Origin of the sequence: Mangrovimonas sp. YM274 (genome assembly GCF_030908385.1) — a bacterium.
Taxonomy (GTDB): domain Bacteria; phylum Bacteroidota; class Bacteroidia; order Flavobacteriales; family Flavobacteriaceae; genus Mangrovimonas_A.
Map to the genome: position 1 here is coordinate 438,267 of NZ_CP133091.1, position 18,503 is coordinate 456,769.

An 18,503-nucleotide genomic window follows, 5' to 3' on the forward strand; every position below is an offset into this window, starting at 1 on the left:
TTGTTTTAATTCGATGAACCCTTTCCGTTTACGGAAAGGGTTTTTTCGTTTGTAGGAAGATGTAATTGAGAATTAATCGGTATCTTTCAATACAAACTAATATTTCTCCCAATGAAATTAAAGTTATGGTGTGTCGTGGGCTTCTCAGTCCTAATGTGGTCCTGTGGAACAACTAAGGAAACTGTAAAGGCGCCTTCAGCAATAAAAGTGGGCGTAGACCTGGTAAATGTTACCAACGACCAAGTAAAGGTTACCGTAACCCCTCCTGCAATAGGCAGTTCAGTGGTGACCTATCATATGGCCAAAATTATTCCGGGCACCTATGCCATAGCAGATTATGGACGTTATATTTCTGAGGTGAAGGCCTTCGATTCCAAAGGAAATGTATTGGAAGTTACAAAGAAGGATGTTAATTCTTGGGAAATCAAGGACGCCCAAAAGTTGCATCATATCACTTATTTGGTGGATGATACTTTTGATTCAGAGGGAGCTTCACATTTTACTACTGAAAATTCTCAAACTATTTTTTCACCGGCTGGAACCAACATTCTGGCCAATACAAATTTTGTGCTCAATATGAGTGGCTTTGTGGGGTATTTTTCTGATATGATAGACTATCCGTATCAATTGTCCATTCGGCATCCAGAAACTTTAGTCGCCAGCAGTGCCTTGGTAGATAAAAACTCCAAAAATGATGAGGATGCTTTTTACACGACACGTTTTGCAGAGTTGGTAGATTCTCCAATCATGTATGCTGCTCCAGATATGTCAAGTTTTAATTATGATGGAATGGAAGTGCTTCTATCTGTTTACTCACCAATAAATAAAGCTATTACTTCAGAGGCGTTCTTGCCAGATTTAAAAAAGATAATTGTGGCCCAAAAGAACTATTTGGGAGAAGTCAATGACACCAAAAAGTATGCGGTACTTGCTTATATCACTTCCATGGAAAAGGAAGATGCAAAAGGCATAGGAGCCTTGGAGCATAGCTATTCTACCTTTGGAGTTTTTAAGGAGACCATGAAAAGTCAGGATTTGGTGGATATCATTTCGCATGAATTTTTTCATACCCTTACACCTTTGCATATTCATTCCAATGAAATTCAATATTTCGATTTTAGCGAACCTAAAATGTCAAAACATTTATGGATGTATGAAGGCATCACCGAATATTTTGCCCAGCATTTTCAGGTGTACGAAGGACTGGTAGATGAAGCCACATTTTTGGCAACCATGATGAGGAAGATTAAAATATCGTCTCGATTTAACGACCAATTGTCATTTACCGAAATGAGTAAAAACATTTTGAACAGTAAAATGCAAATGCAGTACATAAATGTATACCAAAAGGGCGCTTTATTGGGCATGTGTTTGGATATTATCATCCGTGAACAATCCAATGGAGAGTTAAGTCTAATGGATGTTATGGGGGAATTGGCAGAAATGTATGGTCCGGGAAAGGCTTTTGACGATGACGAGTTAATTCCGGTTTTTGTAAAACTAACGTATCCGGAAGTGGGAGAGTTTATCGACAAGCATATAGTAAAAGGTACCCCTATTGATTATGATGCATATCTGAAGAAAATGGGAATTACCAGAGAGATTATGCCAATTGCTGACCCTGTAGTATTTTGGAAGGGGTATAAGCCTTATGTTGGTTTAGATCAAGCGACAGGAAGACTTGTAGCAGTGGACACAGATAATCAAAATGCATTTTTTAATGCAATGGGTATTGAAAATGGAGATGTATTGTTGGAAATGAATGGGATTGCTTTTGATAGCAATAATGTTCAAAAAATTAGGATGATGGGTTATAACCTTGAAGAAGGAGCGCCAATGACAATAAAAATAGAACGCCAAGGGGAGGTTATGGAGCTTAAAGGAAAGGTGGTGCTCAATTATTCTGAAGGAGAAGGTTATAAATTTACAGATAGCTCCAAAAAAGCACTTAAGGATGCATGGTTGAAAGGAGGAGTATTTTATAAAAACTAAGGAGCACCATTCAGGTGCTCCCAAGCATTTCTTTTTAGTTAGTTGTTCAGGATGGATTAGTTTATTGTGAATTCAGATTCTAAACCACTTGCGGAACTTCCGCCAACAAATACTTTAAAGTCTCCTGGCTCTACAATGTATTTCCCTTGGTTATCGTAGAAACCTAACTCTTTTTCAGTTAAAGTGAAGGTTACGGTTTGGGAAGTTCCCGGTTCCAAGGAAATCATTTCAAAACCTTTCAATTCTTTTATTGGGCGGGTAACACTAGCAAACAAATCATGGATATACAACTGCGCCACTTCTTTTCCAGAATAAGCCCCTGTATTGGTTATGGTAACTGAAACCTTTACGCTATTATTTTCAACATTCGAAACTTGTAGGTTGCCATACTCGAAGGAAGTGTAGCTTAGTCCATATCCAAATGGGTACAAAGGCATATTGCTTTCGTCTGTATAATGCGACCAAAAGACTTCTCCTGGAGAAGGTTCATTAGGTCTACCTGAGCTTTTGTGATTGTAGTAAATTGGAACTTGTCCCACACTTCTAGGGAAGGTCATTGGCAATTTGCCACTTGGATTATAATCACCATAGAGGACTTGGGCAATGGCATGACCGCTTTGGGTGCCCAAGTGCCAAGTTTCCAATATGGAAGGGATGTTCTCGTTGGCCCAATTAATGGCTAAGGGCCGTCCGTTACTTAATACCAAAACAATATTAGGATTGGCCTTGTAAACGGCTTCCAATAATTCTTGTTGTAATGGATCCATCTCAATATTGGCTTGACTTCGTCCTTCACCTGTTTGCATAGCATGTTCCCCTAAAGCCATTAATACCACATCGGCATTTTTTGCGGCTGATACAGCTTCCTCTACGCCTTTTTTATTGGAGGAATTATATTCCAATTGACGAGAAAAGGCAATGTCGTTTTCAACAAAATTGGGACCTTGTACATAAGTGATGGTATTTCCCTTGTAGGTTGCAAGTCCTTCCAAAAGGGATATGGCTGTTCCGTTTTTTGCTCCCAATCGCCAATTTCCCAAGGGACTTGTTTTATCGTTGGCAAGTGCGCCAATGACAGCAATATTAAGACCGTCTTTTTTAAGTGGAAGCAATTGTTTGTCGTTTTTAAGGAGAACAATAGATTTTTTTGCCATGTCCAAAACTGCTTCCTTTATTTCGGTACTACCTACTACATTGGTTTCGTTGGTTTCGTTGGAATATTTGTAAGGATCCTCAAATAATCCCAATTCATATTTTACTCTTAAAATACGTCTGGCAGCATCATTAATATAAGCCTCTTTTACTGCGCCATCTTTTACCAATTGCGAAAGGTGTTCTACATATAGATGAGATTCCATATCCATATCAGAGCCTGCATTGGCAGCAATTTTGGCGGCTTCTTGTCCGTCTTTGGCATAACCATGGGCAATCATTTCGCCTATGGAGCCCCAATCGGACACTACAAAGCCATTAAAGTTCCAATCGCCTTTTAGAATTTGACGTTGTAAAAAGCTATCTCCAGTGGCAGGAATGCCATTGAGTTCATTAAAGGAGTTCATAAAGGTTCTTGCGCCAGCATCATTGGCTGCTTTGAAAGGGGGGAGTACAACATTGTATAAGGTTGATGTTCCTAGGTCTGCCGTATTGTAATCTTTTCCAGATTCGGGAAAGCCATAGGCTGCAAAGTGCTTGGCACAGGCTGCAATGGTACTGTTGGCAGAAAGGTCATCTCCCTGAAATCCTTGTACTCTTGCGATTGCAATTTTACTTCCCAGAAAAGGGTCTTCCCCGGCGCCTTCCATAACGCGTCCCCATCTGACATCTCTAGAAATATCTACCATTGGGGCAAAGGTCCAGTTTATTCCTGAGGCAGCGGCTTCTTTGGCGGCTACTTCGGCTGAACGTTGGATGGCTTCCAAATCCCAGCTGGCAGCTTCGGCCAAAGGGATAGGACTAACCGTTTTATAGCCGTGTACCACATCAAACCCAATGATCAATGGTATTCCCAATCGGGTTTCTTCAACCGCAATTTTTTGCAGGGCTGTTACCTCTTTGGCCCCCGTAACATTCAACATGGAACCTACCCAACCTTTTTTAAGGTGTTCGTATTTTAAGGCTTGATTCCCTTCGCTTGGCATAGGGCCTGTCACCTCCCAAAATCCTGTATATTGATTCATCTGACCTATCTTTTCTTCGAGGGTCATAAGATCGAGTAGAGAGTCTACTTTCCTTTCAATATCAGGATTCAGTCCCTGCTGAGATTTTACGTTGGTATCAACAGATTTTTTGGTGTCGTTTGCATTTCCGCAGGCACAAAGAAGTACCGCTAGGGCATAGCCCCAAACATTATTTAACCGTGTTTTCATGTGCTTATTATTGATATACCCTTACATAGTCTACTTCCATAGTGGATTCCATAAAATTGGGGTCGATAGTACCGCCTAGATTTCCTCCCATGGCAACATTCATAATGATAAATTGATCTAAATCAAATGGCCAGGTTTGGTCATTTTTATTACTTGGTTGATAGGTGTAATGCACATTGCCGTCCACAGAAAACACCATCTTTTCCGAAGTCCATTCCAGCTCATAAGTATGAAATTCACTTGAAACATTAGCTACTTGTTGACCACCCAAATTAGAGGTGTTTCCAAAACTGGAAGGGGTGTGCATGGCGCTTTGTATATAACCTTGGTTGTTGCCAACATGTTCCATAATGTCTGTTTCGCCACAGGCTGGCCAGCCTACGGCATCTATATTGGCACCCAACAGCCATAACGCAGGCCAAGTGCCTCCTCCTTCTGGAAGTTTGGCACGAATTTCAACTTTACCGTGGGTGAATTCAAACTTGTCCTTGGTCAACAATCTTGCTGAGGTGAACTCTGATCCTTGGAAGTTTTCACGTTTAGCAATGATTTTTAACACCCCATCTTCAACAATAACATTATCCGCTCTATCGGTATAATATTGCGACTCATTGTTACCCCAACCACTTTGTCCTGTTCCAATATTGTAGCCCCATTTGGAGGTGTCTGGAGCACCGTTAACATCAAATTCATCCGACCAAACTAATTGCACGGAATCGTCTACATATAGTGAAATGGTTTCTGAAGTGCTAATGTTGTGGTCTGTACTTGAATAAGCATACACATAGATGGTGTAATTGTTGGTACCGGGATTGGTATAAGTGAATTCCATAGTGCCATTGGTACTTGGTATTTCCTCTCCATTTCCAAAACGGAAGCCGTAACTCACGGCATCTATTGCCGAGGCTGTACATTGAATGGTGCCGGAACCATCTCCGTTGGGAAATTGTGCATTGGCTCCTACTTTGGTAATATCTAATACCAAAGCTGAAGGAATAATTGGCACAATGCCCCCATCATCATCTCCAGTGGGTTGTGAATCATCGCTGCCACTGGAACATGACATGGAAAAAGCGCAAAGTAAGCTAAGACATATATTTAACATGGTCTGTTTCATTTTAAAATCAATTTATGGTGTCTAGTCTTCGGCAATCAAAATGGCAAACCAACCGTTGCCGTCAGATCCTACCGTCTTAATCATCATTTCATTGGCTGAACGCTCTAGAATTGCATAGCTATGGTCACCACCAACATAAAATCCGTGGTATCCAACATTTGAAAAAGTCAAGGTTTCCTGTCCCCCTGGAGCACTTAATGCCCATGATTCGGAATAGTCATCGAGAGGGTAGTTTTCATATTCATTGTCAGCGTTGGCGGTTTGTCCAGCAACTCCAAAATCTTGGTCCAAAGGAGTGGCCTGTCCATATCCAGTACCGTTGGTAATGTGTGTGAAGGTGCCATCGATATTAAAAATAAAGTGATCATCATAAGCTCCCAATCCTTCTTTGTCGAAAGGAGCTGCCGACCACCAAATTGGGCTGGTTTCATCGGCTGGTCCAACTCCAAAGTGGCCTGCCGCCTCTGCTTTCAGTCTCCAGGTTCTGGAACTGTCGTTGGTTAACATAGTAAGTAAATCTGCAGGTGGAGCATAAAGTGCCAAAACCTCTACTTCTATTGAGGCACTGCTTGTAGCGCCTCCTGTTCCAAAAGCCAAAACAGTTACCGTGTAGGTGTGCACTCCCGTGTTTCCAAAGCTATAGGTCTTTTCGCCGTTAGGAGTCAAGGATTCTGAACCGTTGTACACATATTGATACGTAATAGCGTTGTCTGCAGTTGCTGAAAAGTTAACATTTCCACTACCATCGCCATAAGGGTTCTCGGCATCCTGTCCAACAATGTTTGCTGTAATCTGAAGGTTGGAAGGAGCTATGATGTCTCCAAATTCGTAGTCTTCTTCTTCACAACTAAAGAACGTGAAGAAGCCAACAAGTAATAGTCCAATGATATATTTTAAATGTTTCATCTTGTTTATTTTTATTGCTTAATCAATTTATAGGTCCAGAATACGCCTGCTCCTGCTTCGATACTGACAGTCATGGTCATGTCGTTATCGGTTAAAGTTACGCTGTAAGTGATTGCGTCTGGAACTGCCACATTGGGAAGCTCCCCACTGTTATTTGCTTTAGGAAGGCCTAGGTAGGCTCCAGAGCCATTTAGTGTTAAAGTTCCTGCAGTTTCATTGTAGCCGTAGGAAGCTGTACCTGAGCCGTCATGTGGGGCTACCGGAGCGCCACAGCCTTCGGGATCGGCACCTTGCCAACCTTCTACCCAAGTTTCATCTCCAAGGATATTGCTAAACGAACCGTCTGATGTAAAGAGATATACATCATCATAGTAACAAGCTCTATCCGCTACTCCTTGATCGTCAATAGACCACCAGTCTCCGTTCCCGGGACTTGGCCCCACCATTAAGGAACCAGCTTCAGGAGCTAATTGCCATGACCCAACAATAGGGGAAATGTAACGCACTAGTTTGTAAGTCCAGAAAACTCCTGAACCAGCTTCAATACTCACAATCATGGTATTGTTGTTGTCTAAAAGTGTAATGTCGTAAGTGATGGAACTTGGTACGGCTACATTAGGCAGTTCACCATCGTTATTGGCTTTTGGAAGGCCTAGGTAAGCTCCAGTTCCATTTAAGGTTAAGGTGCTGTCTCCTTCATTATAGGTAAATGTTGCAGGATTGGAACCGTCGTGAGGTGCTACTGGAGCACCACAGGCTTCAGGATCCATTCCTTGCCAAGGTTCAATCCAAGTTTCTCCGTCCAACACATTATTAAAAGTGCCGCCTAATGAGAATACGTATTTATCGTCAAAGAAACAGGCACGATCAGCTACTACTTGTGCATCGTTGGACCACCAATCTCCATTACCTGGACTAGGACCAACCATCAATGCACCTGCTTCTGGAGCTAATTGCCAAATGCCTTCAATTCCAGAAGCTGCCGCTGGGGCTTTCCAGAAATAAAGATTGTCAATAAAGACGCTGCCGGCGGCCCATGGCTCTCCAACAAATTTAAATTGGTGCAAGTCTGCTATGGATAATCCTTGATCTGTAAATGCCGAAAGTGGAATGTCGAAACTATTCCATTGGTCTGGAGTTAAATCTTGGGTCACCTGTTGTTCTCCTGTAGCTAAGCTGATTGGGAATATTTGTATTTGGTCTACATCGGCAGTCCAAACATCAATATGTAGATATTCCATTTGAGAAGCGTCTACCGTTTCTCCAAACTGAATGCCTTGATAGCTAAGATTGATGTACTGTAGCATGTCGTCACCATTCAGGTTGAACATTGCATAGCTACTACCTTGACCCGATTGTCCCCAATCTGGATTGTAATCGGTTCCTGCTACATTGGTGTAGGCTCCTGCAAAAATTGAAATATAATCCGATTCATATCTAGATGGCTGTGCTGGTGCAGGGTTGATAGGCTGTAGAATTTCGGTTACTGTAAATTCTTCTGTATAGGTGGTTGTTTCTATTGCTGCACTCATTGCCACAACTGTAATGGTGTAGGTGCCGGCTTCTTGGTAAACATAAGAAACAGTTTCACCCATATTACCACTAACGGGATCATCATTGCCGGGTTCTCCAAAATACACATCATAGGTGATTCCAAAGTCGGCTGTTGCTGTGACGTTGACTTGTTTGGAAACAGCCAAATCATTTTCAATGGTGACCATTAAATTTTCAGGAGGATTAAATGAAACTACCAAGCTTTGGGTTACTTCAGTTTCTAAACCTGTAATGTTATAGGCTACTACTTGGACATTGTATGTGCCTTCATCATAGATATGTTCAACACTTTCACCCGCGGTAAGCGTAATAGGCTCTTCGGTGGCATCGCCAAAGTGTATATCAAAAGCTACAGCGCCTTGTCCTGTTGGGGTTATGGTTACTAAGCCTGTATTGTCTTGTGTGACATTAAAGGCTGCGGAGACATTGGAGGGAGCTACAGCAGAGTTCACAAAATCTGCGTTGTCATCGTCATTGCTACAGGCAAACACCAACAATGCTATCAGACAAATGGAAGCTATGTATTTAATATTTTTCATATGATTCAATTTTAGTATTGTGGGTTTTGGGTTAGTCCTGAAATATCAATTTCACGTTGCGGTACAGGAAATACGTCATGTTTGCCAGAAACAAAGCCTTCTATTTCGGTAGCTGCCTGCCCCGTTCTTACCAAATCAAAAAAGTGATGGCCTTCCATGGAGAGTTCCAAATTACGCTCTGCCCAAATAGCTTGTACCAAAGCAGTTCCTGAACTTGAAATATTATGGTCTGAATTTCCAAAGGCACGTTCACGGACTTCATTTAAGTATTGTCTGGCTAAATCCTCATCAATGTTACCTCTGGCGTTGGCTTCTGCCGCCATTAACAATACGTCGGCATAACGGATCGCTCTGTAATTGGTGAGGTAATTCAATTCCGTCTGGGCACCACTTTCACCGGCTCTGGGAATGTACTTTCTATTGAAGTATCCGGTATGTTCGTAACCTTCTGCATAGGAAGCACCCGTTTCTTCAGCATATGCTACTATGTTTAGGATGGAGGCATCTCGGCGTGTGTCTCCCTCTTCAAACGAATTGTAAAGGGTTTCGGTAGGAATATTGAAACTCCATCCCGAGGCAAATTGAGGTCCTGAGTAAGCTCTTGGGCCATTGTGGATGATACCGAAGTTCCCTTCGCCACAGGTTGGACATCCCCAATCGTACCATTCCGATTCGTTGGAGTATTGAATTTCAAATACGGATTCAGGTCCATTTTCTCCCGATCTTAAAAATTGACTTTCATAATCGGGGACCAAACTGTAAACGCCAATGACATTTTGTAGCATTGCGGCAGCTTCTGGAAATTTATCCTGGAACAGGTATACTTTCCCCAAAAGTGCTTGCGCAGCATATTTGGTGATGCGCCCATCTTGGGTTTGAGTAGTTGGAATACTGTTTACAGCTTCCAATAAATCATTTTCTATTTGCGCATACACCTCTTCTTTAGGTGTTCTTTGAAGCGTTCCTGAATCTGTGCCATCAAGTCTGCGCTCTGTAAATAAAGGAACGTCTCCAAAAAACTTAACTAACTCAAAGTAATAGTATGCTCTTAAAAAATAGGCTTGGCCGTAAATGGCGTCTTTGCCTTCAAAATCTAATTTTGCCTTGTTTTCTTCTAGATAATTTACGCGGTTTACCCCTTCGTAACACCATTGCCAAATAGAGGTTAAATTATCATTATTGGGGTTATGTGTGTAGTCATCAATCTGTTGTAACCCTACCACATCGGTAGCACTTTCACCACCGCAAAGCGAGTTTTCTGTGGCTATGTCCCCAATCAAAGTGTTGAGATACAGCCATTGAAGAGGGTCATAGCAGCCTGTAAGAATGGCTTCATAGTCTCCTTTGGACTGAAAATAGACATCGGCTACGATTTCATGGGTTTCGGATGGTTCAAAATCGACATAATTTGAGCAGGCATTAACCGTAAGAAGTGCGGTACCTACCAGGAAAATTTTATTTAGATATTTCATAGTTTTCATTTTTTAAAATTTAACATTTAAACCCATGGCCCAAATTCTTGGGATTGGATAGGTTCCTCTGTCAATTCCCGTATCAGAAAATGATCCAGCAGATATTTCTGGGTCGTAGCCTGAATAATCGGTAAACGTAAAGGCATTTTTAACCTGTGCATAAAGACGTACACTGCTCAACCCAGTTTTGTCATAAACAGATTGTGGAAGGGTGTAACCTAATTGGATATTTTTAACTCTGAAATAGCTTCCATCTTCAATATATCTATCCGAAGCACGTGTATTGTTATTGTTGTCTACAAAGGTTACCCTTGGTTCTGTATTACTGGAGCCTTCTCCCGTCCAACGGTTTAAAACAGATGCAAAACGGTTGGTATAGTTTGAATTTCTTTCGTAGGCACGATAAATATCATTTCCTACCGAAGCAAATGTGGACACATTGAAATCTATGTTTTTATAATTGAAGGATAAGTTCCATCCAATGGTAAAGTCAGGAAAAGGGTCTCCAATTTTTGTACGGTCGCTATCGTTAATGATGCCATCACCATTTACATCTGCATAACGGATGTCTCCAGGTTGTGCTCCAGTTTGCGTTGCATGTGCATCAATTTCAGATTGGTTTTGGAAAATGCCGTCTGTTTGGTAGCCATAGAAATACCACGGAGTGAAGCCTTCTTCAAAGCGCGTGATATTTGTGAAGGGAATTCCATAACCAGAGCCCCATATAAACTTACTGTCATTTGCAACTTCTTCTACATTGGTGCTTACGGTTGTAAAGTTTACACTAGTGCTAAATGAGAAGGTTTCTGAAAAACTATTGTTATACCCCAGGGAAACATCAACACCATTGGTTTTGGATTTACCTATGTTTGCAGGAGGAGGGGTAATAGACCCTAGATATAGAGAGGGTGTTGGGTCGAATAGCAAATCATCTGTAGTTTTTTGATAATAATCTGCAGTAAGAGACAGCGAATTGTTGAATACTCTTAAATCAAAACCAGCATTGATTTGTATTTGCTTTTCCCAAGATACATCTTCATTAGGAATGGTTCCTAAAGTAGACCCTGTTAAGATATTGCCATCAAAAACATATTTAGGAAATGTAGAAATTCTAGAGAATTGGTTAGGGATGTTGTCATTTCCTACGGTACCATAACTTCCTCTAATTTTGATGTAATCAAAAGTATTGGAGCTGTAGAAGTCTTCGTTTGAAATTACCCAACCAAGAGATCCTGAAGGGAAAAACCCGAATTTATTGTTCTTACCAAATACAGTCGACCCATCAACACGTCCTGTAAAGGACAATAAGTATTTGCCTTTATAGTCATAATTTACACGTCCGAAGTAGGATAGGTTTCGTTTTACATATTGCCAAGAACTAGAGGTTTGCGACTCGGCATCACCGGTTGCTGAACTAACATCGGCATAGGTCCACGAATTGAAAGGAATGTCTTGAGCATTGGCCGTAATATTTTCGCCTTTGTCCCGTTGCATTGACATACCTAATACGGTTTCAAAATTGTGGTTTTCATTGATTATGAAATTGTAGTTCGCAAATAGCTCGTAGGTGTAATTAAAGTAATTGGTTTTGGACTCACTTACTCTGTTGTGGGTTCTCGTTTCTTCACCCGTTTCATCATCAACCGTTACAATTGGTGATAAATCTGGATTCGCATTGGTGGCATTATGGCCAACACCATAGAATACAAAGGGTGAAAAGTTTTTGTTGTAAATATCTACATAGGTGTAACCAAAGCGGGAGGTTACTTTTAAATTGTCTAACAAGTCGTATTGCAATTCAACTTTTCCAAAGAGCTTATTGGTGTTACTTTCATTGAAAGTATTGGCAATTTGAGCAAGTGGATTTACAATTTCCTGAGTAATGTTATTACTGATGCTGTAGTCGCCATTGTCATCATAAACTGGAACTGTAGGGTCAAAATTTAATGCGTTGGCCAATACGCTGTTCACGCTATTTTCGGCCAACCCTTTACCTTTAATGTTGGTGTAATTGGTGTTTAGAAGTAATTTGAATTTATCTGTAAGGTCGGCATTCAATCTATTGGCAAGAGTTAGCCTGTCAAAGAATGATTTTTCTCCACCGCCTACAACACCTTCTTGGCTTAAGTACCCCGCAGAAGCGTAGTAATCAACTTTTTCTCCACCTCCAGCGGCAGAAATATTATAAGTTTCGATGGGAGCGGTGCGAAGTACTTCGTCCTGCCAGTCTGTGCCTACTCCAAATTGAGAAATATTTGGAAATATTACACCTTCACCAGCATTGGCACTGGCTTCATTAAGAATAGCGGCATATTCACTGGCATTAAGGACGTCGATGGTTTTAGTGACTTCTTGAACCCCATAATACGTGTCGAAGTTAAACGTAGTTTTCCCATATTTGGAACCCGATTTTGTGGTTACTACAATAACTCCATTTCCTCCTTTAACACCATAAATGGCCGCTAAGGCAGCATCTTTAAGGACGCTTATAGAGGCAACATCGGAAGGGTTTAGAGAGTTTAGGTCGGCCAAAGTTTGCTGAATACCATCAATAACCACCAAAGGGCTACTTCCGCTGTTGGAAACAACTCCTCTAATAGCGATTGCAGGACCTGCACCAGGGGAACCACTTGAGATAATATTGACCCCAGCAGCATTAGATTGAAGGGCTTCTTCAACCCGTACAGGCTTCAGTTGTTCTACCGCTTCCTCTTTTACTGTTGCTACAGAACCCGATACCTTACTTAGTTTTTGGGTTCCGTATCCTACTACCACTACTTCATCCAGAGTTTCGGTATCCACTTGAAGTATGACATTCAGACTTGTGCTTTCTGTAATGAGAATTTCCTGTGTTTGGTATCCCACATAGGAGAAAACCAAGATGGAATTGATCGGGACATTTTCTAATTGGAAATTACCATCAAAATCTGTGGTAACTCCTTTACTTGTATCCTTAATAATGATATTAACACCTGGTAACGGTAGGGCGTCTGTATCAGATACCGTTCCAGTAACATTAACATTTTGGGAGAATGTTAATGCTGACACTAAAAGGAAAAGTGTCGTTGAAATAAGTTTTGAAATCATAGAATTAGCTTTTTGTAGGATAAACTTATTACAATGTGATGTGAAATCATTAAAATATACCACAACAAAAAACATACAATTCAATATAAATAGCTGTTTTTTGATAATATCGCAATGAAGGCCTCGTGTTTAAAGACTTTTGAGACGCGCTATTTTTTTACGAAAACGTTTTCTTAAGGCTGTAATACAATGTTTGTAGTGGTAATGTATAGGTGAAATTTAGATTTGTATGGGTTCTAAATTTCCAAAATGTAATTTGTTAAGCTGGCTTCGTGCGGCAAATCCATTTTTTTTCTAAGTCTGTAACGTTTTACTTCTACACTTTTTGCAGAAATATTTAACAAAGGAGCTATCTCTTTAGAAGAAAGATTGAGCCTTAAATAAGCACAAAGTTTTAAATCGTTTGGAGTAAGGGTAGGATGTTTATCTTTAATCTTGTTTAAAAAGTCTTTGTCGGCATTGTTAAAGGCTTCTTCGAAGAATTTCCAATCTTCTTTATTGTTTAGATTTTTGTCGATTATTCGTATTACCGATTTAATGCTCTTATCTTCTTTGCTATTTTTAAGTTCGTTTTTAATGCCATTCAGGAATTCATTTTTCTTGATAAGGTTCATGGTTGAAATGGCCAATTCCCGATTTTTGTTTTCAATATCCTGTTGTAACTTTTCATTTTGAAACTGCATGAGCTGCTGTTCATTTTCAAGCTCTTTCAGCTCAAGCTCATGTTCGGCCTCCTTAAGGAGTTTACGTTGTTGTTTTTTATAGTAATTTTTGTAAACATTATGGAGAAGTAAGGATAAGAAGATTAGGCATAAAGCGTATATTCCCCAGGCTAAATTTGATAAATACCATGGTCTTTCAATGGTAAAACTGTAACTGGCTACGTTATTGGTTATCACGTCTCCTACTTTTCCTCTAACTTTAAAAGTGTATGAGCCGTACGGTAGGTTTTTAAAGAGTTCAGAAGATGATTCGCTCCAAGAACTCCAATGATTGTAAAAACCTTCTAATTGATACTGATATTCGGGCTTCAGGTATTTATCAAATTCAGGGATACTAAAGGTAAATGCAAGGTTATTCTGGTTGTTTTTAAAATCTCCCGTTTGTGTTTTGTCGGCAAAAAAGATATCTGAGTCTAAGGTTTGGTTACTGACCGTATTTAGGGAAATTTGGTATTGTTTTTTTGAAATTTTGTCAAGATCTAAAATGGTATAGCCGGTTGAAGAACCGAACAGAAATTTATTTTGGTTGAGGTAGCTGATGTTTTCATAGCCCGTCATCCCTTTTCTTAACGTGTTTGGGAAGGCAATTTTAGTGAGTTTGGGATGGCCGCTGAAATTCCTTTCGGAGAGGAAGCTAATGTCTTCTTTTGAGAACCCCCAAAGGGTGTTGGTTAGCTTTTCTGAAATCAACTTTCCTGATGTATAGGATTCCTCGTCGTAGATTTGATTTAAGATGGAGTCCTTCACAAAAGTTTTATGTTCTGTATCATAACTATACACTCCTTTTTTATAGGCATAAAGAATTTGTCCATTGTATTTTACAAGACTAGAATTGATACCTTGTTCAATAGGGGCTTTCTCAACTTTGAGTGCTTTGGTATAGGCATTGTTTGTAGTAATTTTATAAACCCCCTTATATTCGTGATCCACAAAAAGCTCAGTAGTGCCAAAAATTTCAAAAAACTTTGTGGAATTATTGAAGCCTTCAATCTTATTTCTAAAGGTCCAGTCACCATTTATTTTTTCGAGTACATTGATACCGTTATAGTTTCCTTGGAACAATAAGTTTTTCTGGTTAGGGACTGGTTTAAGGTCCCAGGTCCCATCAATAGGAATTTTTAGCGAGGCTTTATAGTTGTCAACAATGAAAGTCCCAATATTATGTCCACAAAAAAGCGTATTGTCATATATGACCAAACACCAAACTTGGCCTTTGGTACCTTCCACAAAAGTGAATTCCTCTGGAGAATTTAAAGGTTTTACAAACAGTCCTTGGTTGGTGCCAAGATATAACAGATCCTTAAAAATGGCCGAAGCATAAACAGTTCCCAAGGTGCCGTTTTCATCTCTGAAAATTCTGAAGGGAGAGGTTATGTTAACACAGTTGATACCATTGTCCAATCCTAACCAGATATTTTGCTCCATATCTTCAAACAAGGATAGCACGGTATTATTGCTTAAGCCATTTTGCTGATTAATGATGTAGTTGACGTCCCCTTCTTTGGTTAGATGGATGATTCCTTTGGAAATGGTGCCTAATGCAAAACTACCATCCTGTAATTGAATGCTGCTATAAACACTTACTTTGGAGAGTAAATCTTTAGCCGGGATATCCCATTGTTTGGTTGTCCCTTTTTCTATGACATAAAAACCATTGTCTTGGGTTTCTGCTAAAAGCATGTTGTTATGCAGATAAACATTAACGACGATATTTTTGGTCATTACGGAATCTCCCGAAACTACTTTGGGTATGCCATTTTCAATCTTGCAAATACCTAAACCAATGTCTTGGTAATAAATACTGTTGTCCACCTTGTACATTTTGGTTACGGCTACCTTGGATTCAATGACATTGAATTCTGAGGTTTTGGTATCATAAACATAGATTCTATTGAGGGACTGGAAGAGAATCCAATTGTCTATGGCTAGAATTTTCCAAAATTGTTCGTCTTCAATTAAAGGAGAGGTAAGGTCTTTAGAGAGGGAGGTGTACTCCAAAGCTCCCAATGAATTTTTTTTCCAATACCCAAACTCCATATAACAGCCTGTGTAAATCAGATCGTTAATGACTTTGACTGAGCGAATCACTGTTTCGTTGGGAGAAGCGTATAAACGCCATTTGGCTCCATCAAACTCTAAAAGGCCTTTATTGTTGGCTACATAAATGGTTTTGTTGGAAGTTTGTGAAATGCCCCAATTTTGGTTTTCTGCGCCGTATTGAGTAGGAGTATAAATTTCAATGGGAGGCAGTTCTTGGCCCACCAAATTCAATATACAGCATAGCGCAAAAAGAGGGATGAGATATAATTTCACAATTGGCAATTCCTTGATGTTAATATACAATAATACAAATTAAATAATGTTGATTTTTAGGGAATCCATAAAAAAAGCCATATCCTTTTGATGGTGATATGGCTTTCAAATTAACATTCAAACAAATGAACTACTCGGTTACTGGGGTGAACCTAATGGCGGTTCCTCCGCCAGCAGCCAAGTGCAATTCTAAAGTGGTGTTTCGGTTCACTGTTTTAGTAGTTATGTTAATTGGGTAGGGATTACTTTTGTAATTGGCGCCTTCACCGTCCTCATAAATTTGAGCTGTATAAGAAGTGTTTTCATCTAAAAAGGTTAAGGGAATCTGTAGTTGGCGAGCATCCGCATTGGTAATGGCGCCTAGATACCAATCTGGGCCATCCCAATCCTTGCGAGCCATAGTGACGTACTTGCCAATTTCGGCATTTGGAACCACAGTTTCCGACCAAATTTCAGGAACATCCTTTATAAATTGAAACGCTGGTTTGCCTTCGTAATTTTCCGGTAAGTCTGATGCCATTTGCAACGGACTGAACATAGTAACATACAAAGCCAATTGTTTTGCAAGGGTAGTAGGGACCATGGCTTTGTTGGGAGTTTCGTAGCTGAAGTCGAAGTTTCCTGGAGTAAAGTCCATGGGCCCAGATAACATTCTTGTAAATGGTAAAATGGTAGTGTGCTCAGGAGGGTTGCCGCCATCGGCAGACCATGCGTTGTATTCTTGTCCTCTACCGCCTTCTTGGGTCATTAAGTTAGGGTAGGTGCGTTGTAACCCCGTTCCTTTGACAGGTTCATGGTTGTCGATCATGATATGGTATTTGGTTGCGGTTTCAATTACTTTTCTGTAGTGACGCACGCCATATTGGCCATCGTGCCATTCCTTCTTGTCTAAATATTTGTTTACATAACCTGTTTTTACAGCATTCACGCCAATCCTGTTGTAAAGTTTGAAGGCATCTTCCAGTTGGTCTTCATAGTGTTTGGAAGCTCCTGCGGTCTCGTGGTGCCCAATCAAACGTACATTATTCATGGCAGCATATTCACTTATGGCTTCAATATCAAAGTCAGGGTAAGGCTGTGTGAAGCTAAACGCTCTTCCATCGGCGGTCCAATCGCCATCCCAGCCTACATTCCAGCCTTCCACTAAAACGCCATCCAAACCGTGCTTCGCGGCAAAGTCGATATATCTTTTGGTGTTTTCGGTAGTGGCACCGTGTTTGTCTCCTTGTCCCCAAGAGTATTTTTCCAGATGCATTCCCCACCAAATTCCGATGTATTTGGAAGGTTTGATCCAAGACAAATCCTCAATTTTAGACGGTTCGTTTAGGTTGAGCATAAGGGTTGATGTTACCAAATCACCTGGTTGCTCGCCAATAATTAAGGTTCTCCAAGGGGTCTCAAAAGGAGTTTGTGCATAGACTTTTACACCATTGGCCCAAGGCACCAAATCACTTTCATATTGATTGTCTTTGGATTTCAATAAGGTCATCGAGGCAAAGTCAGTTAGGTTGGCTTCGTGAAGTGCCAAATATAGTCCGTCCTTAGTTTCAAATGTTGCTGGCGTATTGATGGAGCCGGTAGTGTTCATCGGGCTTTTTTTGTACAGACTTTCGTAGTAGCTGTTTTCTGCATGAACAGGAATCCACCATACATCATGGTTTTGTGGGAAGGTGAACTGGGTTAATTCGTTGGAGATTTTTACACTGTCCATATGCTTTTGCTTTGGAAAGGCATATCTAAACCCAAGCCCATCATCAAACAAACGGAATTTTAAATCCATCAAACGTTGCTCGCCTTCAGTTTCTTTAAGGTGTACCACCAATTCGTTGTGATGGTCTCTTATGGTTTTAAATTCACCCCAAGGCTGCTCCCAAGAGGTGTCGGTGCTATGTTCTTCACTGCCTATGACTTCAAAGCCATCGGTCATGTCTTTCTGGTCTTCAAATTCAAATCCCAATAAGGAAGGCTCCAAAACCGAGGTTCCGTTATGAGTTACCTTGTATTGAGGGGCTCCTGATTCGGTGAGGCTAAACTCCAAAATGGTTGCTTGGTCAGGAGAGCTAAGCTTGTAGGTTGGTTGCTCTTTGGTGCAGGACACAATGATCGCGCAGCTGCAGAGGATGAATCCAAATGTATAGAGGTAATTTTTCATATGAGGAAACTTGCTTTTTGAAACCAGATTTTGTTATGGCAAAAAGGTTTTGGTAGTGTAATACTAATGAGTGAACAAAGTAGTGAAAATCTTTAAGAAAATGGAACTTAAAGATACCTTAATTTGAGATTTCAAAGTCTTGTTTTTCATAGTTAAACACTACTAATTCATTAAAGTCTATAGTTATTTAACTCTATGGTTTACCGTTTTTAAAAGGCCTTTCGCCAATAAAGCCCTTTTAAATCATTTAAAAATAATACAGGGCAGTGTTTATTGTCAATTA

The 18,503-nt window shown here is 40.3% G+C and carries 9 protein-coding genes; 1 reads left to right on the forward strand and 8 read right to left on the reverse strand.

What is annotated here, in order from left to right:
• Positions 1–111 precede the first annotated feature (111 nt).
• Positions 112–1,992: a peptidase M61 gene (locus RBH95_RS01960; protein WP_307901058.1), complete on the forward strand. Its 1,881-nt coding sequence runs from the start codon at positions 112–114 to the stop codon at positions 1,990–1,992.
• 56 nt (positions 1,993–2,048) lie between these two features.
• Here RBH95_RS01960 and bglX read toward each other — a convergent pair whose 3' ends face one another.
• The 8 genes from bglX to RBH95_RS02000 form a co-directional block, all read right to left on the reverse strand.
• The gene (gene bglX / locus RBH95_RS01965) at positions 2,049–4,358 is read right to left on the reverse strand and encodes a beta-glucosidase BglX (protein ID WP_307901059.1); all 2,310 of its coding nucleotides are present in this window, start codon (positions 4,356–4,358) and stop codon (positions 2,049–2,051) included.
• A 7-nt stretch (positions 4,359–4,365) separates the two neighbouring features.
• A complete protein-coding gene (locus RBH95_RS01970) occupies positions 4,366–5,475 on the reverse strand; it encodes a family 16 glycosylhydrolase (protein WP_307901060.1) in 1,110 nt (369 codons plus the stop codon).
• Between the two features lie 21 nt (positions 5,476–5,496).
• Positions 5,497–6,381 carry a PKD domain-containing protein gene (locus tag RBH95_RS01975; protein ID WP_307901061.1) on the reverse strand — a complete coding sequence of 295 codons (885 nt, stop codon included), beginning with the start codon at positions 6,379–6,381 and terminating at the stop codon, positions 5,497–5,499.
• Between the two features lie 11 nt (positions 6,382–6,392).
• On the reverse strand, positions 6,393–8,474 hold the full coding sequence (locus RBH95_RS01980; protein ID WP_307901062.1) for a PKD domain-containing protein: 2,082 nt from the start codon (positions 8,472–8,474) through the stop codon (positions 6,393–6,395).
• Between the two features lie 11 nt (positions 8,475–8,485).
• Positions 8,486–9,955, reverse strand: a complete 1,470-nt coding sequence (locus RBH95_RS01985) for a RagB/SusD family nutrient uptake outer membrane protein (RefSeq protein WP_307901063.1) — start codon at positions 9,953–9,955, stop codon at positions 8,486–8,488.
• 3 nt (positions 9,956–9,958) lie between these two features.
• Entirely contained in the window at positions 9,959–13,033 is a 3,075-nt protein-coding gene (locus RBH95_RS01990; RefSeq protein ID WP_307901064.1) for a TonB-dependent receptor, read from the reverse strand.
• A gap of 236 nt (positions 13,034–13,269) precedes the next feature.
• Entirely contained in the window at positions 13,270–16,098 is a 2,829-nt protein-coding gene (locus RBH95_RS01995; protein WP_307901065.1) for a triple tyrosine motif-containing protein, read from the reverse strand.
• A gap of 100 nt (positions 16,099–16,198) precedes the next feature.
• Positions 16,199–18,220, reverse strand: coding sequence for a glycoside hydrolase family 97 protein (locus RBH95_RS02000; protein ID WP_307901066.1), 2,022 nt, complete (start codon positions 18,218–18,220; stop codon positions 16,199–16,201).
• Positions 18,221–18,503: the final 283 nt, after the last annotated feature.